Annotated in this window: 25 protein-coding genes; 8 read left to right on the forward strand and 17 right to left on the reverse strand. The window is 64.2% G+C overall.

Features of this window, described 5'->3' with window-relative positions:
* Window positions 1-37 precede the first annotated feature (37 nt).
* The 3 genes from FHP91_RS10380 to FHP91_RS10390 all read right to left on the reverse strand — a co-directional run bounded on the left by FHP91_RS10380 (window position 38) and on the right by FHP91_RS10390 (window position 2,272).
* Window positions 38-466 (reverse strand): GFA family protein, encoded by a 429-nt coding sequence (locus tag FHP91_RS10380; protein ID WP_144309526.1) that lies wholly within the window; start codon window positions 464-466, stop codon window positions 38-40.
* Between the two features lie 117 nt (window positions 467-583).
* Window positions 584-1,558, reverse strand: a complete 975-nt coding sequence (locus FHP91_RS10385) for a DUF6976 family protein (protein ID WP_144309527.1) — start codon at window positions 1,556-1,558, stop codon at window positions 584-586.
* A gap of 18 nt (window positions 1,559-1,576) precedes the next feature.
* Window positions 1,577-2,272: a hypothetical protein gene (locus tag FHP91_RS10390; RefSeq protein WP_144309528.1), complete on the reverse strand. Its 696-nt coding sequence runs from the start codon at window positions 2,270-2,272 to the stop codon at window positions 1,577-1,579.
* Window positions 2,273-2,465: 193 nt separating this feature from the next.
* Here FHP91_RS10390 and FHP91_RS10395 point away from each other — a divergent pair, with 193 nt between their 5' ends.
* Window positions 2,466-3,803: a mechanosensitive ion channel family protein gene (locus FHP91_RS10395; protein ID WP_222105165.1), complete on the forward strand. Its 1,338-nt coding sequence runs from the start codon at window positions 2,466-2,468 to the stop codon at window positions 3,801-3,803.
* Window positions 3,804-3,865: 62 nt separating this feature from the next.
* Here the strand turns inward: FHP91_RS10395 and FHP91_RS10400 are convergent, their stop codons facing one another.
* Both FHP91_RS10400 and FHP91_RS10405 read right to left on the reverse strand, forming a co-directional pair.
* Window positions 3,866-4,372 (reverse strand): hypothetical protein, encoded by a 507-nt coding sequence (locus tag FHP91_RS10400; protein WP_144309529.1) that lies wholly within the window; start codon window positions 4,370-4,372, stop codon window positions 3,866-3,868.
* A gap of 169 nt (window positions 4,373-4,541) precedes the next feature.
* Window positions 4,542-5,081, reverse strand: a complete 540-nt coding sequence (locus FHP91_RS10405; protein WP_144309530.1) for a phasin family protein — start codon at window positions 5,079-5,081, stop codon at window positions 4,542-4,544.
* A gap of 314 nt (window positions 5,082-5,395) precedes the next feature.
* Between FHP91_RS10405 and FHP91_RS10410 the strand changes: the two genes are divergently transcribed.
* The 5 genes from FHP91_RS10410 to fliR all read left to right on the forward strand — a co-directional run bounded on the left by FHP91_RS10410 (window position 5,396) and on the right by fliR (window position 8,362).
* Window positions 5,396-5,950 carry a DUF1415 domain-containing protein gene (locus FHP91_RS10410; protein WP_246116274.1) on the forward strand — a complete coding sequence of 185 codons (555 nt, stop codon included), beginning with the start codon at window positions 5,396-5,398 and terminating at the stop codon, window positions 5,948-5,950.
* A gap of 115 nt (window positions 5,951-6,065) precedes the next feature.
* The gene (fliO, locus tag FHP91_RS10415; RefSeq protein WP_246116275.1) at window positions 6,066-6,500 is read left to right on the forward strand and encodes a flagellar biosynthetic protein FliO; all 435 of its coding nucleotides are present in this window, start codon (window positions 6,066-6,068) and stop codon (window positions 6,498-6,500) included.
* Entirely contained in the window at window positions 6,497-7,252 is a 756-nt protein-coding gene (fliP, locus tag FHP91_RS10420) for a flagellar type III secretion system pore protein FliP (RefSeq protein WP_144309532.1), read from the forward strand. Before fliO ends, fliP begins: the two co-directional genes overlap by 4 nt.
* Before the next feature lie 34 nt (window positions 7,253-7,286).
* Complete coding sequence (fliQ, locus tag FHP91_RS10425) at window positions 7,287-7,556, forward strand: flagellar biosynthesis protein FliQ (protein WP_144178923.1); 270 nt, start codon at window positions 7,287-7,289, stop codon at window positions 7,554-7,556.
* 14 nt (window positions 7,557-7,570) lie between these two features.
* Window positions 7,571-8,362 (forward strand): flagellar biosynthetic protein FliR, encoded by a 792-nt coding sequence (gene fliR, locus FHP91_RS10430; protein WP_144309533.1) that lies wholly within the window; start codon window positions 7,571-7,573, stop codon window positions 8,360-8,362.
* 6 nt (window positions 8,363-8,368) lie between these two features.
* On the opposite strand, the gene FHP91_RS10435 is transcribed toward fliR, so the two are convergent.
* Window positions 8,369-9,220: a LysR family transcriptional regulator gene (locus tag FHP91_RS10435; RefSeq protein WP_144309534.1), complete on the reverse strand. Its 852-nt coding sequence runs from the start codon at window positions 9,218-9,220 to the stop codon at window positions 8,369-8,371.
* A 103-nt stretch (window positions 9,221-9,323) separates the two neighbouring features.
* Here FHP91_RS10435 and FHP91_RS10440 point away from each other — a divergent pair, with 103 nt between their 5' ends.
* Window positions 9,324-10,520: a YbfB/YjiJ family MFS transporter gene (locus FHP91_RS10440; RefSeq protein ID WP_144309535.1), complete on the forward strand. Its 1,197-nt coding sequence runs from the start codon at window positions 9,324-9,326 to the stop codon at window positions 10,518-10,520.
* A gap of 3 nt (window positions 10,521-10,523) precedes the next feature.
* On the opposite strand, the gene FHP91_RS10445 is transcribed toward FHP91_RS10440, so the two are convergent.
* The 3 genes from FHP91_RS10445 to FHP91_RS10455 are packed head-to-tail and all read right to left on the reverse strand — an operon-like array spanning window position 10,524 to window position 12,452.
* On the reverse strand, window positions 10,524-10,802 hold the full coding sequence (locus FHP91_RS10445) for a putative signal transducing protein (RefSeq protein WP_144309536.1): 279 nt from the start codon (window positions 10,800-10,802) through the stop codon (window positions 10,524-10,526).
* Window positions 10,799-11,974 carry a YeeE/YedE family protein gene (locus FHP91_RS10450; RefSeq protein ID WP_144309537.1) on the reverse strand — a complete coding sequence of 392 codons (1,176 nt, stop codon included), beginning with the start codon at window positions 11,972-11,974 and terminating at the stop codon, window positions 10,799-10,801. The genes FHP91_RS10445 and FHP91_RS10450 overlap by 4 nt, the downstream gene beginning before the upstream one ends.
* Window positions 11,958-12,452: a DUF302 domain-containing protein gene (locus FHP91_RS10455; protein ID WP_186301508.1), complete on the reverse strand. Its 495-nt coding sequence runs from the start codon at window positions 12,450-12,452 to the stop codon at window positions 11,958-11,960. The genes FHP91_RS10450 and FHP91_RS10455 overlap by 17 nt, the downstream gene beginning before the upstream one ends.
* A 300-nt stretch (window positions 12,453-12,752) precedes the next feature.
* Between FHP91_RS10455 and FHP91_RS10460 the strand changes: the two genes are divergently transcribed.
* On the forward strand, window positions 12,753-15,362 hold the full coding sequence (locus tag FHP91_RS10460) for a TRAP transporter permease (protein WP_186301509.1): 2,610 nt from the start codon (window positions 12,753-12,755) through the stop codon (window positions 15,360-15,362).
* Between the two features lie 2 nt (window positions 15,363-15,364).
* On the opposite strand, the gene FHP91_RS10465 is transcribed toward FHP91_RS10460, so the two are convergent.
* From FHP91_RS10465 to FHP91_RS10500, 8 genes are all read right to left on the reverse strand, one after another.
* On the reverse strand, window positions 15,365-15,820 hold the full coding sequence (locus tag FHP91_RS10465; RefSeq protein WP_144309539.1) for a YaiI/YqxD family protein: 456 nt from the start codon (window positions 15,818-15,820) through the stop codon (window positions 15,365-15,367).
* A gap of 9 nt (window positions 15,821-15,829) precedes the next feature.
* Complete coding sequence (locus FHP91_RS10470; protein WP_246116276.1) at window positions 15,830-16,045, reverse strand: RNA-binding S4 domain-containing protein; 216 nt, start codon at window positions 16,043-16,045, stop codon at window positions 15,830-15,832.
* Between the two features lie 33 nt (window positions 16,046-16,078).
* Window positions 16,079-16,480 carry a hypothetical protein gene (locus tag FHP91_RS10475; RefSeq protein ID WP_144309540.1) on the reverse strand — a complete coding sequence of 134 codons (402 nt, stop codon included), beginning with the start codon at window positions 16,478-16,480 and terminating at the stop codon, window positions 16,079-16,081.
* 123 nt (window positions 16,481-16,603) lie between these two features.
* The gene (locus FHP91_RS10480) at window positions 16,604-17,074 is read right to left on the reverse strand and encodes a hypothetical protein (RefSeq protein ID WP_144309541.1); all 471 of its coding nucleotides are present in this window, start codon (window positions 17,072-17,074) and stop codon (window positions 16,604-16,606) included.
* A gap of 1 nt (window position 17,075) precedes the next feature.
* Complete coding sequence (gene flgL, locus FHP91_RS10485) at window positions 17,076-18,239, reverse strand: flagellar hook-associated protein FlgL (RefSeq protein WP_144309542.1); 1,164 nt, start codon at window positions 18,237-18,239, stop codon at window positions 17,076-17,078.
* A gap of 25 nt (window positions 18,240-18,264) precedes the next feature.
* On the reverse strand, window positions 18,265-20,202 hold the full coding sequence (gene flgK / locus FHP91_RS10490) for a flagellar hook-associated protein FlgK (RefSeq protein ID WP_144309543.1): 1,938 nt from the start codon (window positions 20,200-20,202) through the stop codon (window positions 18,265-18,267).
* A 302-nt stretch (window positions 20,203-20,504) separates the two neighbouring features.
* Window positions 20,505-21,464 carry a flagellar assembly peptidoglycan hydrolase FlgJ gene (gene flgJ / locus FHP91_RS10495; protein WP_144309544.1) on the reverse strand — a complete coding sequence of 320 codons (960 nt, stop codon included), beginning with the start codon at window positions 21,462-21,464 and terminating at the stop codon, window positions 20,505-20,507.
* Window positions 21,464-22,537 (reverse strand): flagellar basal body P-ring protein FlgI, encoded by a 1,074-nt coding sequence (locus FHP91_RS10500; protein WP_144309589.1) that lies wholly within the window; start codon window positions 22,535-22,537, stop codon window positions 21,464-21,466. Before FHP91_RS10500 ends, flgJ begins: the two co-directional genes overlap by 1 nt.
* Between the last annotated feature and the right edge of the window lie 13 nt (window positions 22,538-22,550).

Here is a 22,550-nt window from a genome sequence, read left to right on the forward strand (position 1 = left end):
AATCGTCCGTGGCGAGCATGACTCGCCACGGTGGCGCTCAGTCCGGCGGTGGTGCGTACAGCGCAAACACCTCGGCGCCGGTCATGTTTCTGGTGTCGTTCGCAAAACGATAGTAGGCCGGCTTCTCGTCGATGAAGATCTGCTGATCGAAGCTGAACTCGGGCGCCTCGTCGAACAGTCCGACCGGCAAGTGATACTGCTGCGCCTCTTTCAGCCGGTAGAACAGATGCGTGCCACAGTGCTTGCAAAAGCCGCGCTGCGCCCAGGGCGAGGAGTCGAACACCGACACGTTTTGCTCGCCGGCAATCCTTACCTCGGTACCGCACTCCACCGCCAGCAAGGGCCCGCCGCCCCACTTGCGACACATGCTGCAGTGGCAGGCGCCCACGCTGCTGGCCGGGCGGGCCACGCTCAGCGTCACGGCGCCACACAGACAACGCCCCTGGGCTGGATTTGGCTCTGACATCACACGTTCCTCCGTCGCCGCGAAAAAGACGATTACCGACGCAGCCTACAAAACCGGCGCCGGATTGACAACGTCATTTTGTCGATCGCGCCACCGGACGACAGGAGGCAGCCGGGATCAGCGAACGGTGAGCACCACCTGCGTCTGATTGAGCAACTGGTAGCCAATCTCGCCGAAGGTGGCCGGGCCGGTCAATGCCCCCGCGCGCTGGCCCTCCAGACCCTCATAGAGAAAGTTGAGAATACAGTTGCACGCAAAGGTGGCAGGCGCATCGCCGCCGACCGACGGCGGGGCAACTTCGCCAGAGGGGGTGGCGAGCCGATAGGTCAGCCCTGGAAATACCGGCGCGTAAAACTCGACTCGTCGTGCTGCCGTGTCAATGTGCTTGAAGCTGACATTGACCGATGCGCCGCAGTAATCGGCCACCAGTGGCAGCCGAGTATCGACCCCCAGATTGCTGAGGTAGTCGGCCAGAGGCATCGCCTCACCATTGACGTAGCAGGTATCCACCGAAAAGCCGGTCTCCGCAAAGCTGATGGCATCGCCGTCGCCGGGTTTGAACGGGTTGATGATGTCGATCTGGGCAAAACGCTCGGGGGGCAACTCGACATCCATGACCACAGCGTGCTCGGCCGAGAACTCACCGCTGGGCCCAAGCACCACCTGCGGCGTCGCGTGGCTGGCATCGTCCAGATGCGTTCCGGCCACCCAGCCGGCCAGCGGCTTGAGGTACATGTCTTCATAGTTCGGTGCGTTGCGCGCAAAGTCGCCATGACACGCGCTGAAGGCAGGCACGATCAGCAAACTGAAGCCATGGTCGGGCGCATTCCGGCACAGTTGCGGCAACGTGCCCGGGTCGTACAGACGCAAACGCGGGGGGGCCGCGAACCCGGTCACTGCTTGAACAAACACCTGGTCCCGGCTCACCGTGCCGCCGCTCGCCGCCATGAAATAGGGGATCGTGCCACCGATCCAGTTGCCCAGAGGCAGTTGCCTGAGTGCCGCTTCATCACCGGCAAGGCTCAGATAGTGACCTTCTCGAATCAACTCGGCCACAGCGGCCACGGGCATCAATCCTTCTTTTGGCATCATGTGCGCTCTCCGGGGCGGTCAGTCTTGGCGGATTTGTGCCAGCTCATGCGAAAGCTGAATCGCATGGCGGACAAAGTAGTGATGCAACTCATGCGCCTTCATCTGACGCACCTCCGGGTCGCTGATCAGCTGCATCTGCCCACGCAACTTGGTCAGCAGCAGCTTGAGACTGAGCACACGGATCTCGATATCCAGCCCACCCGTCAGCAAGGCGCCCCACACCGGATGGTCGACCTCGGGAATATCAAACTTCGCCTGCCCGCTGTCCGCCATGAGCGTGTCCTTGCCGGACAAACTGATCTTTCCGTTATCGAGACTGTGCTTGAATTTCCACAGGTCACCTGCCGGGATGTCGAGCAGTTTGCAGATCGATTGAAACTTGATCCCTTCCATGAAATAGGTCGCGATCTGACGGCTCAGCGCACGGGTAAACACCTGCTCGTCGGCGCCAATCCAGGGCAACGCCATCTGTGCCATGTCGTCCGTGGTGGCTGCGTGCACTACGCAACGCGACTGGCCGACATTGATGTGCCGCCACACTCGCTCCGGCACCTCCGGCAGCGCGTGGCGCGGGCCGAAAATCCACCCCCGACGCGGCATCTCCCGGGCTACCCAGACGTCGAGCTGACGCCGGCCAAGATCGTTGCGCATGCGAACGATCTGCCAGGGGGGCTCGATTTCGAGTGCCTGGCATAGCAGATCTTCATATTTCATATCCTGCCTCCATCGCGGCGGCTGCCGTCCGAACCATGACGAATGCAATTAGCGTGCAACCACCTGAACGCCCGAAATACTGCAAATCGGGCCGCGCCAATGGATCATCACGATGCAGGTGCTTCGATTTGGAACACCGAGCCAGCGTGCCGCCGCGATAGACTGGAGGTTTTCCGAGGTGATGAGAGTCGCAATGGAATCAGACATTCAGGCGTTGCTGGCCCGTGTACCGGAATGGGTCGACGCGCTGATCCAGCCGGCCATGTTGTACGAACTCGGCTTTCTTCTTGCCGCCGGTGTCGGCGCATGGCTGCTGCACCGGGTATTCAAGGGGCCATTGCGCACGCTCTGCGATCGCTACCCACCCGACGACCTGCGCCGCCTGGCGCTGCGCGGGGTGCAGCGTCTGATGTGGCCGGTGATGACGCTGGTCGTGGTGCTGATCGGGCGCGGCGTGTTTCTGTCCCTGGACGCGCCGACCCGCTTGCTTGATGCCGCCGTGCCTTTGTTGCTGTCGTTGGCCACCATCCGGCTGCTGGTGTATGCCTTGCGCAAGGGCTTTCGGGCGACGCCGGCGCTCAAGGCCTGGGAAAACATCATCGGTTTCGGCATCTGGACGATGGTGGCTTTGCATCTGGTGGGCTGGTTGCCGGCAGTGCAGCAGGCGCTGGATGATCTGGCGATCAACATCGGCAGCTCTCGCGTGTCGGTACTGTCGACCATCAAGCTTGTCGCGCTGATCGCGCTGCTGCTCACGCTGGCGTTCTGGATCTCGGGCGTGCTTGAACGGCGCATGCGCGCCTCTGCGCACATGAACCCGTCGCTGCAGGTGGCCTTCGGCAAGTTCAGCAAATTCTTTCTGATCGCGCTGGCCATTTTTCTGGCCATCGACGCGGTCGGCATTGACCTGACCACGCTCACCGTCTTTGGCGGCGCGTTGGGTGTCGGCATCGGTTTTGGTCTGCAACGCATCACCAGCAACTTCATCAGCGGCTTCATCCTGGTGCTCGACCGCTCCATCAAGCCCGGCGACGTGATCTCGGTGGGCGGCAACGATGCCAAGTTCGGCTGGGTGCAGGAGCTGCGTGCCCGCTACGTGGTGGTACGCGATCGCGATGGCGTCGAGCGCCTGATCCCGAACGAAAACCTGATCACCTCCGAGGTGGTGAACTGGAGTTACTCGGACCCGAACACGCGGGTACGCATTCCGGTGCAGATCAGCTACGACGACGACCCCGAGCAGGCCATGGCCCTGCTGATGGAAGCGGCCAAAGCCTCGCCCCGCATCCTGGCCGAGCCGGTGCCGACGGCACGCATGCTGGAATTTGCCGACAGCGGCATTCAACTCGAACTGCGCATCTGGATCAGCGACCCGGAGAACGGCATCGGCAATGTGCGCACCGATGTGAACCTGGCGATCTGGCGTTTGTTCAAAACGGCCGGCATCACCATTCCGTATCCGCAGCGCGACCTGCACCTCAAATCGATGCCACCGATGCGCCCGTTGTGCGACGCAGCGGCTCCCGACTGAAAGCCGGCACAGCAAAAAAAGGGGCACCGCGCGGCGCCCCGTGTTTTCTCAGACCCGGCCCATCATTCGGTGTCGGGCGTCGCCGCACGGCGGCTGCGGCGCGGCGCCGGGGCCGGCTTCGCGTCGACGGCATTGGCCATCGCAACGCTGGTGTCGGCGGCGATCTCGGCAGCCGACTCCAGCGCATCGGCAAGTACTTCAGCGGTGTCGACGGCAAACTCGGTGCCGGCCGGGCTCCAGCGCTGCAGGTCTTCCAGCGTGGCATGCGTGGTGCGGTGCATGAGCTGGCGCTGAGCCTCCGCCAGCGCAATCCAGCGACCGTAGCTCTCGGTCAGCACATGCATCGACTCGCTCAGCACCGACACCGCGGCCTCCACATCCATCGGCGTCGGCTGCTCGCGTGCGCTCAGGGCCTGCGCCCGCTGACCGTGGGTGCCGACGCTGCCGCGCAGATGGCGCAGCGACACATCGGTCAGCCGCGACAGCGTGTCGACCGCAAGCTGGCCGGCGGCATGGAAGTGATCGAGCGATTCGGCGTGATGCTGGCGGATCAGATGTTGGGCAATCATGACGGCTCCTGAAATTGAATAGTGCCGCCAGCCTAGCGCCGACATATTACAAAGACATGCCAACGAAGACACCGGATCGTAGACGTAAAAATGCCGCCCGGTTTTCACCGGACGGCATCTGCGCCGAAGCGCCGGGTCGGTTCAGCCGAAGCCGAACCGAGCGCCGTCATTACTTACCGCTAACAGCCTTGGTCGCGGCCTTGGTGGCAGCAGCCACGTTGGCTTCGGTCATCTGAGCAGCTTGCTTGGCAACCTTGTTCATCGAATCGTAGGCGCTGGAAGCAGCGGCCATCGACTGCTTGGCAGCAGCAAACAGCGCCTCGGAACCGGCCGGGGCGGACTTCTCGGCTTGAGCCAGCGCGGCGCTGAAGGTCTTGTTCATTTCAGCGATCTGAGTTTCGAAAGCCTGGGCCATTTCGTTCTGGCCTTCGGTTGCGATTTCATACACGCTACGAGCGTAGGCAACGGCCTTGTCGACCATCGGCTTGGCCAGGGTCGTCTGCAGCTTGACCAGCTCTTGCGGGTCCTTGATGGCCATGATGGCCTTGGTGTTCAGGGCGCCGTCTTCGAGCATGGCGCGGCTGGTGTTCAGGTTCAGGGCAGCCAGGCGCTCAGCACGAGCAAAAGCGGTGGTGGCTTGCGACAGCAGGGCTTCCAGACCGGCCTTACCAGCGTCGGCGAACTGCTCGGGGGTGGTGAACTTGTTCATGGTGAATTTCCTTGTGAGATCGTTTAAAAATCGGTGGCCCGCAAAAGCGTTTTGAAACTTGTGCTGCGGTGCAACATGCATCGAAGTATAGGCTGATTAAACAACATGTCAACACATTTGTTGCATTGCAGCATTAACCAACAAGCACCCGCCCCCTGCCCCCTGCGCGCGGCCGTGGTTTTCGCTAAGCTGCAAGCCAATCTGCGGCGTCAGGCACACGCTTTGCCCCCTTAACCCCACAAACGCCGGGCCCCGCAAGACACGTCTCATGCATGCTGTGCACCTCGACGCCACCAACACCACTGGACATTCTCTTGGATCACGAACACTACATCGCGCCCGTGCGGCGCTGGCTCGAAACCCTCGTCATCGGCCTCAACCTGTGCCCCTTTGCCAAGCGCGAGCTGGTGAAGAACCGGGTGCGCTTCTTTGTGTCGGAGGCCACCACCGACGAGCAGTTGCAGATGGACCTGGAGGCCGAGCTGAATCTGATGGCCGAAAATGACGCCATCGAAACCACGCTGCTGATCCACCCGCATGTGCTGCAAGACTTCTTTGAGTACAACCAGTTCATCAACCACACGCCGCGGATACTTAAACAGCTGGGCTACCGCGGCACCTTCCAGATCGCCAGCTTCCACCCCGACTATCAGTTCGGCGGCACCGAGCCCGACGATGTCGAGAACACCACCAACCGTTCGCCCTACCCGCTGCTACACCTGATCCGCGAGGACAGCCTGGCACGCGCGGTCGAGAATTATCCGGACCCCGACCAGATCCCCGAGCGCAACATCGCACTGGTCGAAGAACTCGGCGCAGACAAAATGCAGGCACTGTTGAAGGCCTGCTTCGACGCCACGCCAAAATAAGCCGCCGCATCCTCGGGTCGGAATAGCGGCAATTTTTGCCGCCTTATCCCGCCCTGGTCTTGCCTCGAGCCGGGCTACTCTGCCAGCGTGTTCTTGAACCGCCCTGAGGCGCTCGATGTTGCGAAGTGTGCTGTGGATCCCGATGTGCTTGCCCCTGGTCGCCCAAGCGGCCGACACGCCGGCGCCGAGCGTGGCCGGCGCCACCAGTGGTTCGCTGGCCGGCAGCCTGGGGCAGATGGCCTTCGGCCTGGTGGTCGTCGTCGCGGTGTTGCTGGTGTGCCTGTGGCTGCTCAAGCGCCTGGGCGCGCCGCGCGGTAGCGCCCGTGGTTTGAAGGTGCTCGGTGCTGCACCGGTGGGCCCGCGCGAACGCGTGGTGCTGGTCGAAGTCGGCAACACCGTGCTGGTACTCGGGGTCGCCCCCGGCCGGGTCAACATGCTGCACACCGTCGACCCGGACGCACTCGCCATTCCTGCCGCCAACACCGACGACTTGCAAGACGCCAACGGATTCGCCGCCCGCCTCAAGTCGTTGATCGAGGCGCGCAAATGATGCACCACCTCGCTCGCGCCGGCCTCGCCCTGCTCACCCTGGCGCTCGCCGCCCTCCCCGAACTCGCCCTCGCCCAGGCCGTGCCCGCCATCACCGGCGTACCCTCCGCCAACGGTGGCACCACCTACAGCCTCAGCGTGCAGACGCTGGTGCTGCTCACCTCGCTGACCTTCCTGCCGGCGGTGGTGCTGATGATGACCAGCTTCACGCGGATCATCATCGTCTTCTCGCTGCTGCGTCATGCGCTGGGCACGCAGACCTCGCCGCCCAATCAGATCCTGGTCGGGCTGGCGCTGTTCCTCAGCTTTTTCATCATGTCGCCGGTAATCGACAAGGTGTACACCGAGTCTTACCTGCCGCTCACCGCCGGCACCATCGAAATGGACGAGGCGGCCAACCGCGCGGCTGAACCGGTCAAGGAATTCATGCTGCGTCAGGTGCGCGAACCCGACCTGAATCTGTTCTCGCAGATGGCCGACACACCCAAGGTCGATTCGGCGGCTGACCTGCCAATGAAAGTGCTGGTGCCCGCCTTTGTCACCTCGGAGTTGAAAACCGCGTTTCAGATCGGCTTCATCGTCTTCATCCCCTTTCTGATCATCGACATGGTGGTCGCCTCGGTGCTGATGTCGATGGGCATGATGATGATGTCGCCAGTGATCGTCTCGCTGCCGTTCAAGATCATGCTGTTCGTGCTGGTCGATGGCTGGACGCTGCTGATCGGCTCCCTCGTGCAGAGCTTCGTGCTGTGAACGCCCCCACCCCCCAACTCCCAGGAGCGCGCCCATGACGCCGGCAACCGTTATCGACATCGGCCGTCAGGCGGTCGAAGTCACCCTGCTCGTCGCCGCGCCGCTGTTCATCGCCGCGCTGGTCACCGGCTTGCTGATCAGCATTTTCCAGGCCGCCACGCAGATCAACGAAATGACGCTCTCCTTTGTACCCAAGGTGATCGCCATCTTTGTCACGCTGATTGTCGCCGGCCCGTGGATGATCACCCTGCTGACCGACTTCATGACCCGCATGTTCGAGTCCATCCCTGCCCTCATCGGCTAGGGTCGCGCGCACGAATGATCGAGGTCAGCAGCGCCCAACTCAACGCCTGGCTCGTCGGGCTCATGCTCCCGCTAGCGCGTGTGCTCGGCATGATTTCGGCCGCCCCGCTGTTCAGCAACGGCGCAGTGCCGGTGCGTATCCGCCTGGCGGTCGGCGTCATCGCGGCAATGGCCATACTCCCGGCTCTGCCGCCACTACCTGCGCTCGACCCGGGTTCAGGGCTGGGGCTGGCCGTGTTTGTGCAGCAGATACTGATCGGTGTGGTCATCGGCTTCGTGATGCGCCTGGTGTTCGCCGCGGTCGATGTGGCGGGCGAGCTCATTGGCCTGCAGATGGGCCTGTCCTTCGCCACCTTCTTCGACCCGCAGTCGGGCGGCCAGACCGGCGTGCTGGCCGAGTTCATGGGCTTGCTCGCCTCCTTGCTGTTTCTCGCCCTCAACGGCCATTTGCTGATGATCGAAGTGGTGGTGCGCAGCTTCGACTGGCTGCCGATCCGTCCCGAGCCCTTCGCCGCCATCGGCTGGCGCGAAGCCGCAAGCACCGGCGCCATGCTGTTTGCCTCCGGCCTGTTGTTGGCGCTGCCACTGGTGGCCGCCTTGCTGATCACCAACATCGCCATGGGTGTGCTGACGCGCGCCGCACCGCAAATCAACCTCTTCGCGGTCGGCTTCCCCATCACCATGTCGGCCGGCTTCGTGGTGCTGATGCTGTCGCTGGACGCCTTCGCCCCGGTGATGACGCACTTTTATGAGCAAGGTTTTGAGGCCATCGCTGTGGTGGTGCAAGCCCTGAGCAGCACGCCCTAGGGCCAATCAACGCGCCGCGCCGGCCATGACCGCCTCGGCGAGCGTCTTAAAGGCCGCCATCGGCGGTGCATCGCGCAGGGTGATCATGCCGGTGGGCACCTGCCCCACCTCGTCGGGCAGCGCTTCGAGCACCAGCGCGTCGGCATGACCAGATTGCTCGACCACCGCGCGCGGCATCAGCGTCCAGCCCAGACCGACCGACACACAACCGAGAATGCCCTCCAGCGTGCCGAACTCCATCGCGTCGGACACCGCATGACCCATCGTGCGCTGCCAGGTCAGCGCGCGGGTGCGGTAGGCACAGCCCTCGCGGAAAAAGATCAGCGGGTGCGTGACCGGGCTGATGCCGGGCGCCGACACCTGCACCAGCTCCTCGACCACCAGTTCCTGAAACGTCAGCGCGGGGTGGGTCACCGGGCCGGCCACAAACGCGCAATCGAGCTTGTGATCGAGCACCGCCTCGGCCAATGCCGCGCTGGTATTGGTCTTGACCCGAAGCTCCAGCAAGGGGTGCTTGCTGCGCACCGCCTTCAGCGCGCCGGGCAGGTGCAGGGCGGCAAAGGTCTCCATGGTGCCCACCCGCAACTCACCGCTGCTCTCGCCAATCTGGCGGACGGCCGCCGCCGTCTGCCGCTCGAGTTGCAGCAGGCGCCGGGCATAGGCCAGCAGCACGCGGCCCGAAGGCGCCAGTTCCAGACCGCGACCTTTACGGAAGAACAATTCGACCCCCAGCTCCTCTTCGAGCCGGCGGATTCGGCCTGTCACATTGGATTGCACCGTGTTGAGCTTGCGCGAGGCGGCCAGCACGCCGCCTTCCTCAACCACCGTCTGAAAGGTCCGCAACGCCACCAGCTCCATCCTGATACCTCCAATAGAGAACGAACCGTTCTTCACAAATCATTTGTATTGATACATTAGCCCGTTTATCGTGCGTCCACCAAACAGAAAAAAATCTGCCCCAATGAGCGATCAACGCGAACGATTCAAAGTCCTGAGTGCCGGCATCTTCAGCCTCTTGCTGGCCTTGGGGGTTGCGCGCTTTGCCTATACGCCGCTGTTGCCGATCATGCAGGCGCAGGCCGGGCTGGGCGTGGCCGAAGCGGGCTGGCTGGCGGCGGTCAACTACGCCGGATACCTGTCGGGTGCGCTGATTGCCTCACTGATCAGCGATCTGGTACTCAAGGACCGGCTCTATCGCATTGGCTTGGTGGTGGCGATTCTCAGTACCGTGATGATGGGGCTGACCACCGATGTCACCGTCTGGGCCGTCTCGCGTTTCATCGCTGGGCTGTCGAGCGCGGCCGGCATGCTACTGGGCACCGGGCTGATCCTCAACTGGCTGATTCGCCACAACCACCGAAGCGAACTGGGCATCCACTTTGCCGGCATCGGCCTGGGCATTGCGGGCTGTTCAGCCGCCGTCGCGCTGATGAGCCCGTTTTTCGACTGGCGCGAACAGTGGTTCGCCCTGACCGCCATCGGCTGCGTACTGCTGGTGCCCGCACTGCGCTGGCTGCCGCCGCCCGACAGCAGCGCAGTCACCAAAACCGGCCAGAAGCTGGTCGACGCCCCGCCGAGTCCGGCCTTCATGCGTCTGTTCATGGCGGCGTATTTTTGCGCCGGTGTGGGCTATGTGGTCAGCGCGACCTTCATCGTCGCCATCATTGATCAGCTGCCGGGGCTGGCGGGACGCGGCTGGCTGGTGTTCCTGACCATCGGCGTGGCCGGCGCCCCGTCGTGCATGGTGTGGGATCTGATCGCCCGGCGTACCGGCGACCTCAACGCGCTGATTCTCGCCTCGGCCTTGCAAATCGTCGGCATCGTGCTGCCGGTGGTGGCCGACGGCCTGGTGCCCGCCATGGCCGGCGCCATCCTGTTCGGCGGCACCTTCATCGGCATGGTGAGCCTGGTGCTGACCATGGCCGGTCGCTACTACCCCACCCGCCCGGCCAAGATGATGGGCAAGATGACGCTCTCTTACGGCGTGGCACAGATCATCGCACCGGCCATCACCGGCTTTATCGCCACTCGCCTGGGCAGTTACGCCGGCGGACTGTACCTGGCGGCCGGCGTGATGGTGGTCGGCACGATCTTGCTGATCATGCTCAAGGCGGTCGAGCGGCGCGACGCGGCCAGCGCCGCCGCGCACGCTGTCTGAACCTCAGTCGCGCGGCTCCCCCACATCAACGTTGTCGTCGAGCGCGAACTCGCCCCGATGATAGGCCGCGAGCACCGCTTTGGCGCGCTCGAGCTGGGCCTCGGGCACCATCACCCGCGCGCCGCCCACGGCCACCGCAATCAGCGAATGGGTCTGAACCAGGTTGGCGTCGGCCACCATCGCATCCAGCCCCGCCGCCTCCAGACAGGCGCGCAACAGATACGCCTCGGTCGGGTCGAGACATCGCGCCACCAACAACCAGTCGCCTTCATCCTCGCTCATCGGTCTCCTCCTGTGGCCTGCGGGCGTTCATTCACCAAACCAAACTTTGGTCGCAGCCAGATACCCAACACCGTACCCGGGATGGCGCAGGCAATCCACAACCAGCCATGCACACTGGTTGAGGCCACGCCCGACACAAACGCCCCAATGTTGCAGCCAAAGGCGATGCGCGCGCCGTAGCCCATCAGTAATCCACCGACGGCGGCGGCCATCACCGCCCGTCCGGAGAACCGGCGGTTGGCGGCATAACGCCCGGCCAGCGCCGCGGCCAGCATGGCGCCGAGCAGCAAGCCGATGTCCATGACCGAGGTGGTGTCGGTCAGCACGCTGCCCGCCAACGCGGCCTGCTGAAACCCGCCCTGCCAGAAGGGCGCCGTCGCCGCGTCCCAGCCGACCCAGCTCGCGGCCTTTGCACCCCACAGCGTAAACGCCCAGGTGATGCTCCACGGATGCCCGGCCAACGCCAGCGTGGCAAGATTGAGCACGGCCAGCGCCACCGCGCCGGCCATCAAGGGCCACGGCCCTTGCCAGACCCGGTGCCGACGTGCCTGCGGCGCAGACACCCCATCGCGGCGCTTGAGCCACCACCCCGCCACACCCAGCATCGCCAATTGCAAGGCCACCGCCTGCGGCCAGCCCAGCGTGTGCCCCAGCGACACGCCCGGAATGCCCGGCAGCGTCTGCCACCAGCCCATGTGCAGGCTGGCCCAGAACGAGCCCGCGATAAACGCCAGCAAGGTCACCCCCATGCGCGGGTTGCCACCGCCGGCGGTGTACAGCGTGCCCGAGCCGCAGCCGCCACCCAGTTGCATCCCGACGCCGAACACGAAGGCGCCGATCGCCACCTGCCAGCCCACCGGCGCCACCGCCCCGCCGACCGCCTGACCGAACATCGAACCCGTCGCCAGCGCGGGCGCAAACAACACCGTCGCCAAGGCGACCATCCACAACTGCGCACGCACCCCGGCGGACTCACGCCGCAATATCGCCACCCGATAAGCCGAAGCAAAACCGAAGGTGGCATGAAACAGCGTCACGCCGAGCAAAACGCCAATCACCAGCAGCGCGATCATTCGGCCAGCCAGAAACGGCATCAGGCCAAGCACACCGAGCAAGGCCAGCGCCGCCACCAGCCACTGCACAGTCAGAGAGCGGTCAGGGCGCAACGGCATCGGCCACAATCTGTGCGAATACCGGATCCAGCTCCCGCGCCATGGCATCGAGCGCGTCGCTACCGTAGGGCGCGAACACCACGCTCGGCGCCACGTAGTGCACCTGCGTTGTGCCGTCCGGCAGCTCGGTCACATACAGCCGCAGCGGCGCCTCGATGCCCGCGGCCACGCTGGCGGCGAGCATGCGCACCGCGTAGTCATTGCGAAACACCATCAACACCGCGTTGCCCGGAATGACCACCCGGCGCGATGCAGCGCCCCGGCTGGCGCTGGCCTGCGCGACCAACCCCATCTTGTGCTGACCGATCGACGCCTCCAGGCGCGACACCAGCGTATCGAAGCCATGCCCGCTGGCTGTCGTCATCACCGCCGGCGGCGCAGCCGACGCGCCGGCCGCCAGCACGCTCAGGCAGAAGGCCAGAATCACGCTCGCACGCGATGCTGCCCCCCGAGATCTACAACGAATCGACTCTGCCATGAACCTGCCTCCTCTTCGGTGCGGCTTGCACCTCTGCCGGTAGACCGGCGCCGACGCAGCAGGCTTACACGCACTTGGCCCATCGTGTTGCGCCTCGACATGACCTGCGCTCACGGCGAGCAACACCTTGCCACGCCGGCGGGCCGGCCGCCCGACGGACGTCGACGCCACAGGCTCTGACATATCCCCCTTGACCCACCCCTGATCAGCCAAAGATACTGGTCCGACACAAGGATGTTGCCGACAGGCAACACCCGGGAAGCGGCGCAGACCGCCCCACCGAGGGAGACAAGCACGCAAATGAACGGTGCAAACGAGCACACCCCCGAGGCGGGCACGACCACGCCACGCCTCCGCGCGGCCAACGTCGCCATGGGGTTGCGCGTGCCGGCGGGGCGCATGGCGCATGTGCTCGCGTCCACCGGCCTGGCGTGGTCGGTGTTTCAGCTCTGGGTGGCCTCACCGCTGCCCGAATGGCTGGGTGCAGGAGTATTCAACGAAGCGCGCATCCGCTCGCTGCACTTGGCCTTTGCGGTCTTTCTGGCGCTACTCGCCTACCCGGTGCTCCGGCGCGAGCGCCGTCCGGACATTCCGCGGGCCGACATCGTGCTTGCCACACTGGCGGCGCTCAGCGCGGGCTATCTGGCGCTGTTTTATGAGTCGGTCAGCGAGCACGTCGGCAATCCCTCGGCAATCGAAGTGGGGACCGCCGCCATCGGCCTCACGTTGCTGCTAGAGGCGACCCGCCGCGTGCTCGGCCTGCCCATGGTCGGGCTGGCGCTGACGCTGCTCATTTACATCTTCTTTGGCGAGCAGATGCCCGATCTGATCGCCCACAAAGGCGCCTCCTTCAGCCACACCATGGGCCATCTGTGGCTGGGCACCGAGGGTGTGTTCGGCGTCGCGCTCGGAGTGTCGGCCGGCTTCATCTTCTTGTTTGTGCTGTTTGGCGCGCTACTCGAAACGGCGGGCGCCGGCAGCTACTTCATCCGCAGCGCGGTGGCCATGCTCGGCCATTTGCGCGGCGGACCGGCCAAGGCAGCGGTGGTCGCGTCGGCGGCCACGGGGTTGATCTCCGGCTCGTCGATCACCAATGTGGTGACCACCGGGCCACTCACGATTCCGCTCATCAAGCGTGTCGGCTATTCGGCCGAGAAGGCCGCAGCCATCGAAGTGGCAGCCTCGGTCAACGGCCAAGTGATGCCGCCGGTGATGGGCGCGGCGGCCTTCCTGATGGTCGAGTATGTCGGCGTGCCCTATGTGCAGGTGCTCAAGCACGCGCTCATTTCGGCCTTGGTGTCCTACCTGGGACTGATGTACATCGTGCATCTCGAGGCGGTAAAAGCCAACATGCGCGGCCTGCCGCGGCGCCACTCGCCACGCTGGCAACGCACCCTGGCCAACATCTCGCTCGGCGTGATCGGCCTGGCCGGCACGCTGGCCTTCGTCACCGTCGCCGGTGCGGCGGTGCACGCGGTGGTGCCGCAGATCTCGTTTGCTGTCGTCGCCGCGCTCATGCTGATCGCCTATGTGGTGCTGCTGCGCATCAGCGCACCGCACATCCGCACCGACGACTCGGCCGACGCGCCGATCACCGCCCTGCCCGCCTTCGGCCCGACGCTGCGCTCGGGGCTGCACTTTCTGCTGCCGGTGGGCGCACTGGTGTGGAACCTCGTCATCGAACAACTCTCGCCCACCCGGGCGGCCTTCTGGGCCGTGCTGTTCCTGGCCTTCATCGTGCTCACCCAGCGCCCCCTGCTGACGTGGTTTCGGGGCGATGGCAGCGTCCGTGCCTCGGCCTGGCGCGGCGCACAGGATCTGGTCGACGGCATGGCTGCCGGGGCGCGCAACATGGTCACCGTGGCCATCGCCACGGCCACCGCCGGCATCATCGTCGGCACCGTTACGCTCACCGGCATCGGCCTGGTGATGACCGATCTGGTCACCGCGCTATCGGGCGGCAACATCATCCTCATGCTGGTGCTGGTCGCACTCATCTGCCTGGTGCTCGGCATGGGTTTGCCGACCACCGCCAACTACATCGTGGTGTCGTCCTTGATGGCGCCGGTGATCGTCGCGCTGGGCGCGCAGAACGGCTTGCTGGTGCCGCTCATCGCCGCCCACCTGTTCGTGTTCTATTTTGGTTTGATGGCCGACATCACCCCGCCGGTGGGGCTGGCCTCTTACGCGGCGGCGAGCATCGCCCTCACCGACCCGATCAAGACCGGCATGCAAGCCTTCCGCTACTCCATGCGCATGGTGCTGATCCCCTTCATGTTCGTGCTCAACCCCAAGCTGCTGCTGATCGGCGTCGACGGCGTGGGGTATACGCTGCTCACCCTCGGCAGTGCTACGCTGGCGGGCTTCGCCTTCATTTCGGTGAATCAGGGCTGGCTGCTGATCAAGAGTAGCGGGCGCGAACGGCTGGTGATGCTGCTGGCGGTGTTCATGCTGTTCAACCCGGGCATGTTCATGAACCCGCTCATCGCGCCCTACGACCAGCTCATCGGCGCCGAAGCCGAAGCGGCCATCATCAATGCGCCGCCCAACGCGCGGATGCGGGTGTTCCTGAGCGGTACCACCATTGAAGGCGACGAGGTTGAGCGCGGCGTGCTGCTACCGCTGGGCCAACCGGCCGCCAGCGCCACCCGCCGTCTCGCCGACAGCGGCGTGGGCACAGTGATCAGCGACACCGGCTTCACCATCACGCGCGTCGAATTTGGCAGCCAGGCCGCCAAACTCGGCATTCAAAGCGGCTTCCGGATCAATGCGGTCGAAGTGCCGAGCGACCGCCCGGCACAGGAGTGGATGTTCCTGCCTGCGCTGGCGCTCATCGGCTGGGTGGTGCGCCAGCAACAACGGCGTCGCGCCGCACTGGCCGAACACGCGGCCGAGGCGCCCGCCGCCTGAGCTCAGCTACGCGGCGCATAACGCGCCAGAAAGCGATCCAGATGGCTGGCAAAAGCCTTGCGATCGCCCTGACTGAAAGCCGGCGGCCCGCCGGTATCGACACCGCTGGAGCGTAGCGTATCCATGAAGTCGCGCATGTTCAGCAGCGAGCGGATATTCTCGGCCGAGTAAAACTCGCCGCGCGGGTTCAGCGCATGGCCGCCCTTCTCGATCACGTCCGCCGCCAGCGGAATATCGGCGGTAATCACCAGATCGCCCGGCTCAAGACGCTTCACGATCTCGTTGTCGGCCACATCAAAGCCCGACGACACCTGCACCATCTTGATAAAGCGCGAGGGCGGCACCCGCACCATCTGGTTGGCCACCAGCGTGGTCATCACCTTGGCGCGGTCCGCGGCGCGAAACAGGATCTCCTTAATCACCACCGGACAGGCATCGGCATCGACCCATATCTGCATCGCCACGCCTCAAGCCCGCACAATGCGAATCGTCTCGCCGGCAAAGCCCAGCACATCGCCGGCCACGATCTGTCGGCGCTTGCGGGTTTCGACCTCGCCATTGACCCGCACCCGCCCCTCGGCCACGGCCGTCTTCGCCTCGCCGCCGCTGCCCACCAGGCCTTCAAATTTCAGGATTTTGTAGAGCTCAACCGGCTCCACCGTAATCACCACATCGCGCATCATCGCCGCCCTATCAAACGCCGCCCACCGGGCCGATCAAAACTTTCCACACGCCGTCTCGAGACGGCGCGACAAACTCATCCGCTGCGCGTGCTGCTGCTTGAGTTGCGCATACCGCGCCTTGTCATCCGCCTGAAGCGCCTCGACCTTCGCTCGGTACTCTTGATACGCCAGCACGCTTTCATAATAGAACGTGCGATCGGACACCTGACCCAACTCGCGCTCGACACACGCGCAATCCGCCGCCGGATTCTTTGCTTTCGCCTCGGCGCACGCCGCCATGACGCGCTGACGTCCCGCGACAACCTGCCCTGCCGCTGTCGAGGCCGCAAACCCTTTCTCGTTCTTCGCGTCGGCGAAAAACGCATCCATATCTGCTGCCTGCACCGGCGCACAAAGGAACGTCAGCCACATCATCAGGATCAGGGGAATTTTCATCGCTGCAGCGCCTTACCCGCAAAAGCTGGCTATGTTCGACGCTCGCGCCGACGGAGTAAAGCACTATCGATACGCCTTGAACCACATGGACGGCTGAGGCGTGGAGACGGTTGGGTGTCGCGCTTACAGTCCCGGCAGCGACCGGCCCCTGAGCATGCGCACATCCGCCACCATCGTGCGGCGCGCGAAGGGGCGCGTGGAATCAACGCCTTCTTCAAGACGAACAATCTCATATTCGCTGAAGCCTTCTTCCTGCGTAATGCGCTCCGCGTTGCGTCGGAGCACCTGCCGGGCTTCGCCTTCGCCACCGGTGTGCAGGAGCTTGTGCTGTAGGCGGAAGCGCACATTACGCTCGTCGATGCGGGTGGCCTGGATCTGCCAGTTGGGCGCGAGCGGGTCGAGCAGCGCCCAGGCGGCGACCATGGTGGCGAGCTGCGGGTTGGTGGTGTAGCCGCTCTCGATCACGGTGATGGCGGCAGCCGGCGCGAGCAGCCATTGGGTGCTGGGGCCTTCGCCGAGGCTGGGGTTGGGGATGCTACTGCAACCCGCAACGACAAACACGGTGATGGCGAGGAGTGGGCGGGCGGCACGCATGTTAGCTGAGGTAATTGAAGAGGCTGAGCTGGTTGATGCGCAGGAAAGACTGCTGTGAGGCTTGCAGGTAGGTCTGCTGCAGGGTGAGATTGCTCACCGCCTCGGCGTAGTCGACATCCTGCAGGCGCGAGAGCGTCTGGGCGTATTGAATGTCGAGGTCAGTCCCGACAGATTCGAGCGTGGTGAGCTCAACCATGCGCGAGCCGACCGAGGCGCGCACGGTGAGCACCTGGTCGAGGCTGCGGTCCATGCCCTCAATCGTCTGCGCGACCGCACCCTGAATGCCGACGGTGCCCGACGGGTTTTCGAGCGCACGAACCATGTTGGTATACATATTGAAGACGTTGGCGCGCGGGCCGACTTCAAAGCTGTCACCCACATTGGGCGTACCGCCCATTTCCAGCTGTACCGCGCCAAAGCTAAGCGTGGGGCCGCTCTGGCTGACCACGGCGGCGCCGGTATCGGCGTCGGTGACGTTGTAGTTGGTGCCATCCCACTGGATGTCGTAACGGGTGCCGGTATAGGCGCCGGTAAGCTGGGTCTGGGCGATATGGCCGGTGCCGCCGTTGGGCGCGACCGGCACGGCAAAGAACTTGCCGGCGTCTTGCTTGACGGAATTGAACACATCGCTGCCGGCATTGTTGACCGCCATGAGGCGCGAGGGCGACACCTGCAAGGTACGCTGCCCCTGATCGCCCTGGTAGGTGACACCGTCGATCGTGCCGGTATAAGGTTTGACATCGGCCTGGTAACCGGAAAACAGATATTCACCCTGCCCGTTCTGGCTGTTGGCCAGGGCCAGCATGGAGTCGAATGCGGCGCGCACATCGGTAGCGAGTGCCTTGAGCTCACTCGGCGCGTAGGTGCCGTTGCCGGCTTCGACCGCGCGAGTGCGGGTGTGAATGACCAACTCTTCGACCGCCGACAACTTGTTTTCGAGCAGCCCGAGCGAATCCTTGGCGTAGCCCTGGTTGATCAGTTGCTGGGAATTGATGCCCTTTGCCTGAGCGATCTCCAGCGCACGCGCCGAGGCAATCGGGTCGTCCGAGGGGGCGATGATGCGCCGACCGGTCGCCACTTGCTGCTGGGTCTGCAGCATTTGCGCGGTCTGCTGCTGGATGGTGTTGACGCCGGTCTGGTAAAGCATGCTGGTACTGATTCGCATGATCGGGCTCCTTCTTTTCGCTGCCTTAGCGCGCGATGGAGAGAATTTCGTCGAACAGACTGGAGGCGATCGACATCACCCGCGCCGAGGCCTGATAGGCCTGCTGGTAACGGATGAGGTTCGCGGCCTCTTCGTCGAGATTCACGCCGGACAGGGCTTCGCGGCTGGCCGTGGCCTGACCGACCAGCGTGTCTTGCGCGGCACGACTGACCTTGACCTCGCTGGTCTTGTTACCCACATTGCTGACCAGATTCGAATATGTGGATTGATAACTCGACGTGGCCGTGCCGCCTGCGGCCAACAAGGTCTTGGCCGATTGCAGCGCACTCAGCGCCACCGCGTTGGTATTGTCGGCCACACCGCCGGTATTGCTTTCGAGCGTGATGCGATCCCCCGTGACCGGAACCCCGGCGAGCTTGATATCGATACCGCCGAGCGCACCAGGCAGGGTTCGTGTCACGCCGGACGAGTCGGTGGCGGGATCATAGGCAATGCTGCCGATCAGCGTATTGCCGGCATCGCGCACATCGTATTGGTTGGTCAGGCCATTGAACTGCAGAGTGTGTGTGCCGATATGCGGTGAGCCAGTCGCAAAGCCGGCGGTGCTGGTCACGGTCACACCACTCACGGCGCCTGTGCCAGTGTTGTTGCCCGCGACCTGCGCGCGCACCGGGCCGGCCGCAGCCACCAGGCGCGTATCACCCAGACCAACACGAATGTTGGCCCCCGCCTCACGGGTGGGCTCAATGACAAACTGCTCGCCGCTGACGGTCGTGGCCGGCGGGGTGATCGTCAGGCCCACACTGGCGGCGGAAGCGACACTGGCACCGGTGCGCTCGTTGACCAGCGTATAGGCGCCCGTCGTGTTGGTGTAGGTGAGGCGGTAGTTGTCGCCGGTGAGGTTCGCCACATTGCCAAAAGCGACCGTCGGAGCGGTTGTTGCACTGTTGATCGGGCGGATGCTCGGGCTCAGCGGCTTGAAGAAATCGAGCCCGAGCGCGCCATCCAGATCCTGCCCAAGCCGATGCTGGGCATTGAATGTCTCGCTCAAGCCAACGGCAATCAGACCGAGCTGACTCTTGGCGTTCTCAAGCGAATCACGACGAAACTCCAGCAGGCCACCGAGCGAGCCGCCGGTGAGCAGTGTCTCGGGCATCTGCACCGACCCGCCGCCGATCAACTGCAAACCGACAGCGAGCTTTTCGGGATTGTCGACACTGGGAGTGGTGCTGAGCGTCGTGACCTGTCCGCCTATCACCAAGGGCTGCCCACTACCGATGAACACGCTGAGCGAACCATTGCTTTCGGTCACCGTGCTGACCTGAATGAGCTTGTTGAGATCACTCAACACCGTGGCGCGCAGGTCGTGCAGGTCATTGGCCGGCGTGCCGGAGCCCGCCGATTCGGCGACCAGAATGCGCTGATTGATCTCCGACAACTGCTTGGCGTGCGCGTTGATCTGGGTGACAGTGCTGGCAATTTCGCCTTCGACACTTTCACTGATGTCGCGCAAGCGGCCATCGAGATACTGGAAGCGCGACGCCAGCGATTCGCCGGAGGCAATCATCGCCTGCCGCGCCGGCACGCTGGACGGGTTGGCCGCCACTTCCTGCACGCCCTTGAAGAAGCTCTGAATCGCGGGCGACAAGCCCGCCGTCGGGTCAGCGAGCAGATTGTCGATCTGGGTAATCTGGCTTTCGTACGCGGCCAGCGAAGCACGGCGAGTATCGGCAGTAAGCACCTGGTTTTCCAGAAACTGACTATAGACCCGCTTGATCGAATCGACCTGAGTTCCCTGACCAATAAAACCGCCGCCGGTAAACAACGGCGTAAGCGTGCTCTGACCGACCGTCTGCCGGCTGAAGCCGGGCGTCGATGCGTTGGAGATGTTATGGCTGGTCGTGTTCAACCACGCCTGGGCGGCGTTCAGACCTGTGATGCCAATATTGAGCATGCCTGCCATGGGAGTTCCTCGTCGCTAAGACTTCTACGACCAGAACAACGCAAAACTTATGCCAGCTTGCGGTGAATCGATGAGCGGACGGGAGTAGCAACAAAAGAATACGTAGCCCGGATGCAGCAAAGCGAAATCCGGGATTGTCCTTGCTATGCAGTACACCGCCCTCGTGTGCCGGCCTCGGGTCGGCGATACGAGCGATGCACGGGTTCGTGACGATGCTCCCGGATTCCGCTTCGCTGCATCCGGGCTACGACATCGCCGAACTGGCGTTGGGAGGCAGGCGGCACAGCCACCTCGACCCAACCTCAACCCGGCAGTGCGCCGCGCAGCGTGGGCCCGTTGATGATCTGGGTGAGCTTTTCCGCGTAACGCGGATCGGTGGCGTAGCCGGCGGCTTGCAGTTCGCGGGCGAAGGCGGCGGCGTCTTGCTGCCCCACCACCTCGGCGTAGCGCGGGCTGTTGCCGATCAGACGGGCGTAGTCTCGGAAGGACTCGGCATACGAGCCATAGGCGCGGAAGCGGGCCTGTTCGGTGACCGGGCGGCCATTGACGTATTCGGTGGTGCCCACCGACACCGTCTTGCCCTCCCAGCTGCTGCCGGCCTTGATGTTGAAGAGATTGTGGCTGGGCTGGCCGTGAGCGTCGCGCAGCTGGTACTTGCCCCAACCGGTCTCGAGCGCCGCCTGGGCGACCATGAAGTGCGCCGGGATGCCGGTTTCGCGGCTGGCGGCCTGGGCGTGCGGCATGACTTTGCGCACAAAGGCGGCCGCGTCGGAGGAAATCTCCGGCGGCGTCGACTCGATGGTGGTCGGCGTGCTCACATTGGCCGACGCACCGGCCGACACCCCGGCACGGCGGGCGGCAAGATCAACCGGCGGCAAGGGGGCAGCGGCAGCATTTGCCGGCCGGCGCGGCACCGAGGCGATGTCGAAGCCAGCCGAAATCTCATCACGGCTGGGTGCCTGCATCGGGTTGCCGCCGAGTTGCGCGATCAATGCCTTGGCCAGACCCGCGCCGCCGCTGGCCGCCATGTTGGCCGCCAGTTGCTGGTCGAGCATGGATTGATACATGCGGCTCTGATCGTTGTCCATCAAACCGGTGGTGGGCATCGCCGCGCGCATGGACTTGAGCACCATGGCCAGAAACAGCGACTCAAATTGTTTGGCCGCCGCTTCAATGGCCTTGGGATCGTTATCCTTGGCCAGACGCTTGAGGTCGGCCATGGCATTCGGATCGAGGGTGTTGAGTTGCGCGGCGCCTTGCATCAGATCACTTCCAGATCAGCCCGCAGCGCGCCCGAGGCTTTCATGGCCTGCAGAATGCTGATCAGGTCCATCGGGTTGGCGCCCAGCGCATTGAGCGCCTTGACCACTTCGGCAAGGTTGGTCCCGGCCGACACACGCATCAATGCACCACCGGATTGATCGATCGACACATCGCCACGCTCGCCCACGACAGTGCGCCCGCCCGACAACGGATTGGGCTGGCTGACCACCGGCTCGGTGGTGACCGACACCGACAGATTGCCGTGCGCGACTGCGCATTGCTGCAGCATCACCGCCTGGTTCATGACCACCGAGCCGGTGCGTGAATTGATGATCACCTTGGCCGACTGCAGCGCCGGGGTGACGTCGATGTTTTCGATTCGGCCGAGGAAAGCGACCCGCATCGACGCATCGGACGGCGCGCGGACCTGAATCGTGCGCCCGTCCAGCGCCTGGGCCTGGCCCGGCGAGGTGGCGCCGTTGATGGCGTCGACCATGCGCTGGGCGGTGCCGAAATCGGTTTGTTCAAGCTCGAGCAGAATCACGTCGCCCTGCCCCAATGCGGTGGGCACCGCGCGCTCGACCGTGGCACCGTTGGGCACACGACCGGCCGACAGGTGATTGACCACCACCGACGCGCCGCCGCCAGAGGCACCGGCTCCGCCGACCACCACATTACCCTGCGCCATAGCGTAGATCTGGCCATCGGCGCCCTTCAGCGGCGTCAAGATGAGCGTGCCGCCGCGCAGACTCTTGGCGTTACCAATCGACGAGGTGGTGATGTCGATCCGCTGGCCGGGCCGCGCAAACGGCGGCAGATCGGCGGTAACCATCACCGCCGCCACGTTCTTGAGCTGCAAATTGGTGCCCGGCGGCATGGTCACGCCCATGTTGCCCAGCATGTTGATGATGCTCTGCACGGTGAAGGGGGTCTGGGTGGTCTGGTCGCCGCTGCCGTCCAGGCCGACAACAAGACCGTAACCGACCAGCTGGTTGCTGCGCACGCCGGCAATGGTAGCCAGGTCCTTGATGCGTTCGGCGTGGGCGGCGCCGACGAACAGCGCACACAGCATGGCCAGCGCCACC

The sequence above is a fragment of the Denitromonas halophila genome (assembly GCF_007625155.1).
Taxonomy (GTDB): domain Bacteria; phylum Pseudomonadota; class Gammaproteobacteria; order Burkholderiales; family Rhodocyclaceae; genus Nitrogeniibacter; species Nitrogeniibacter halophilus.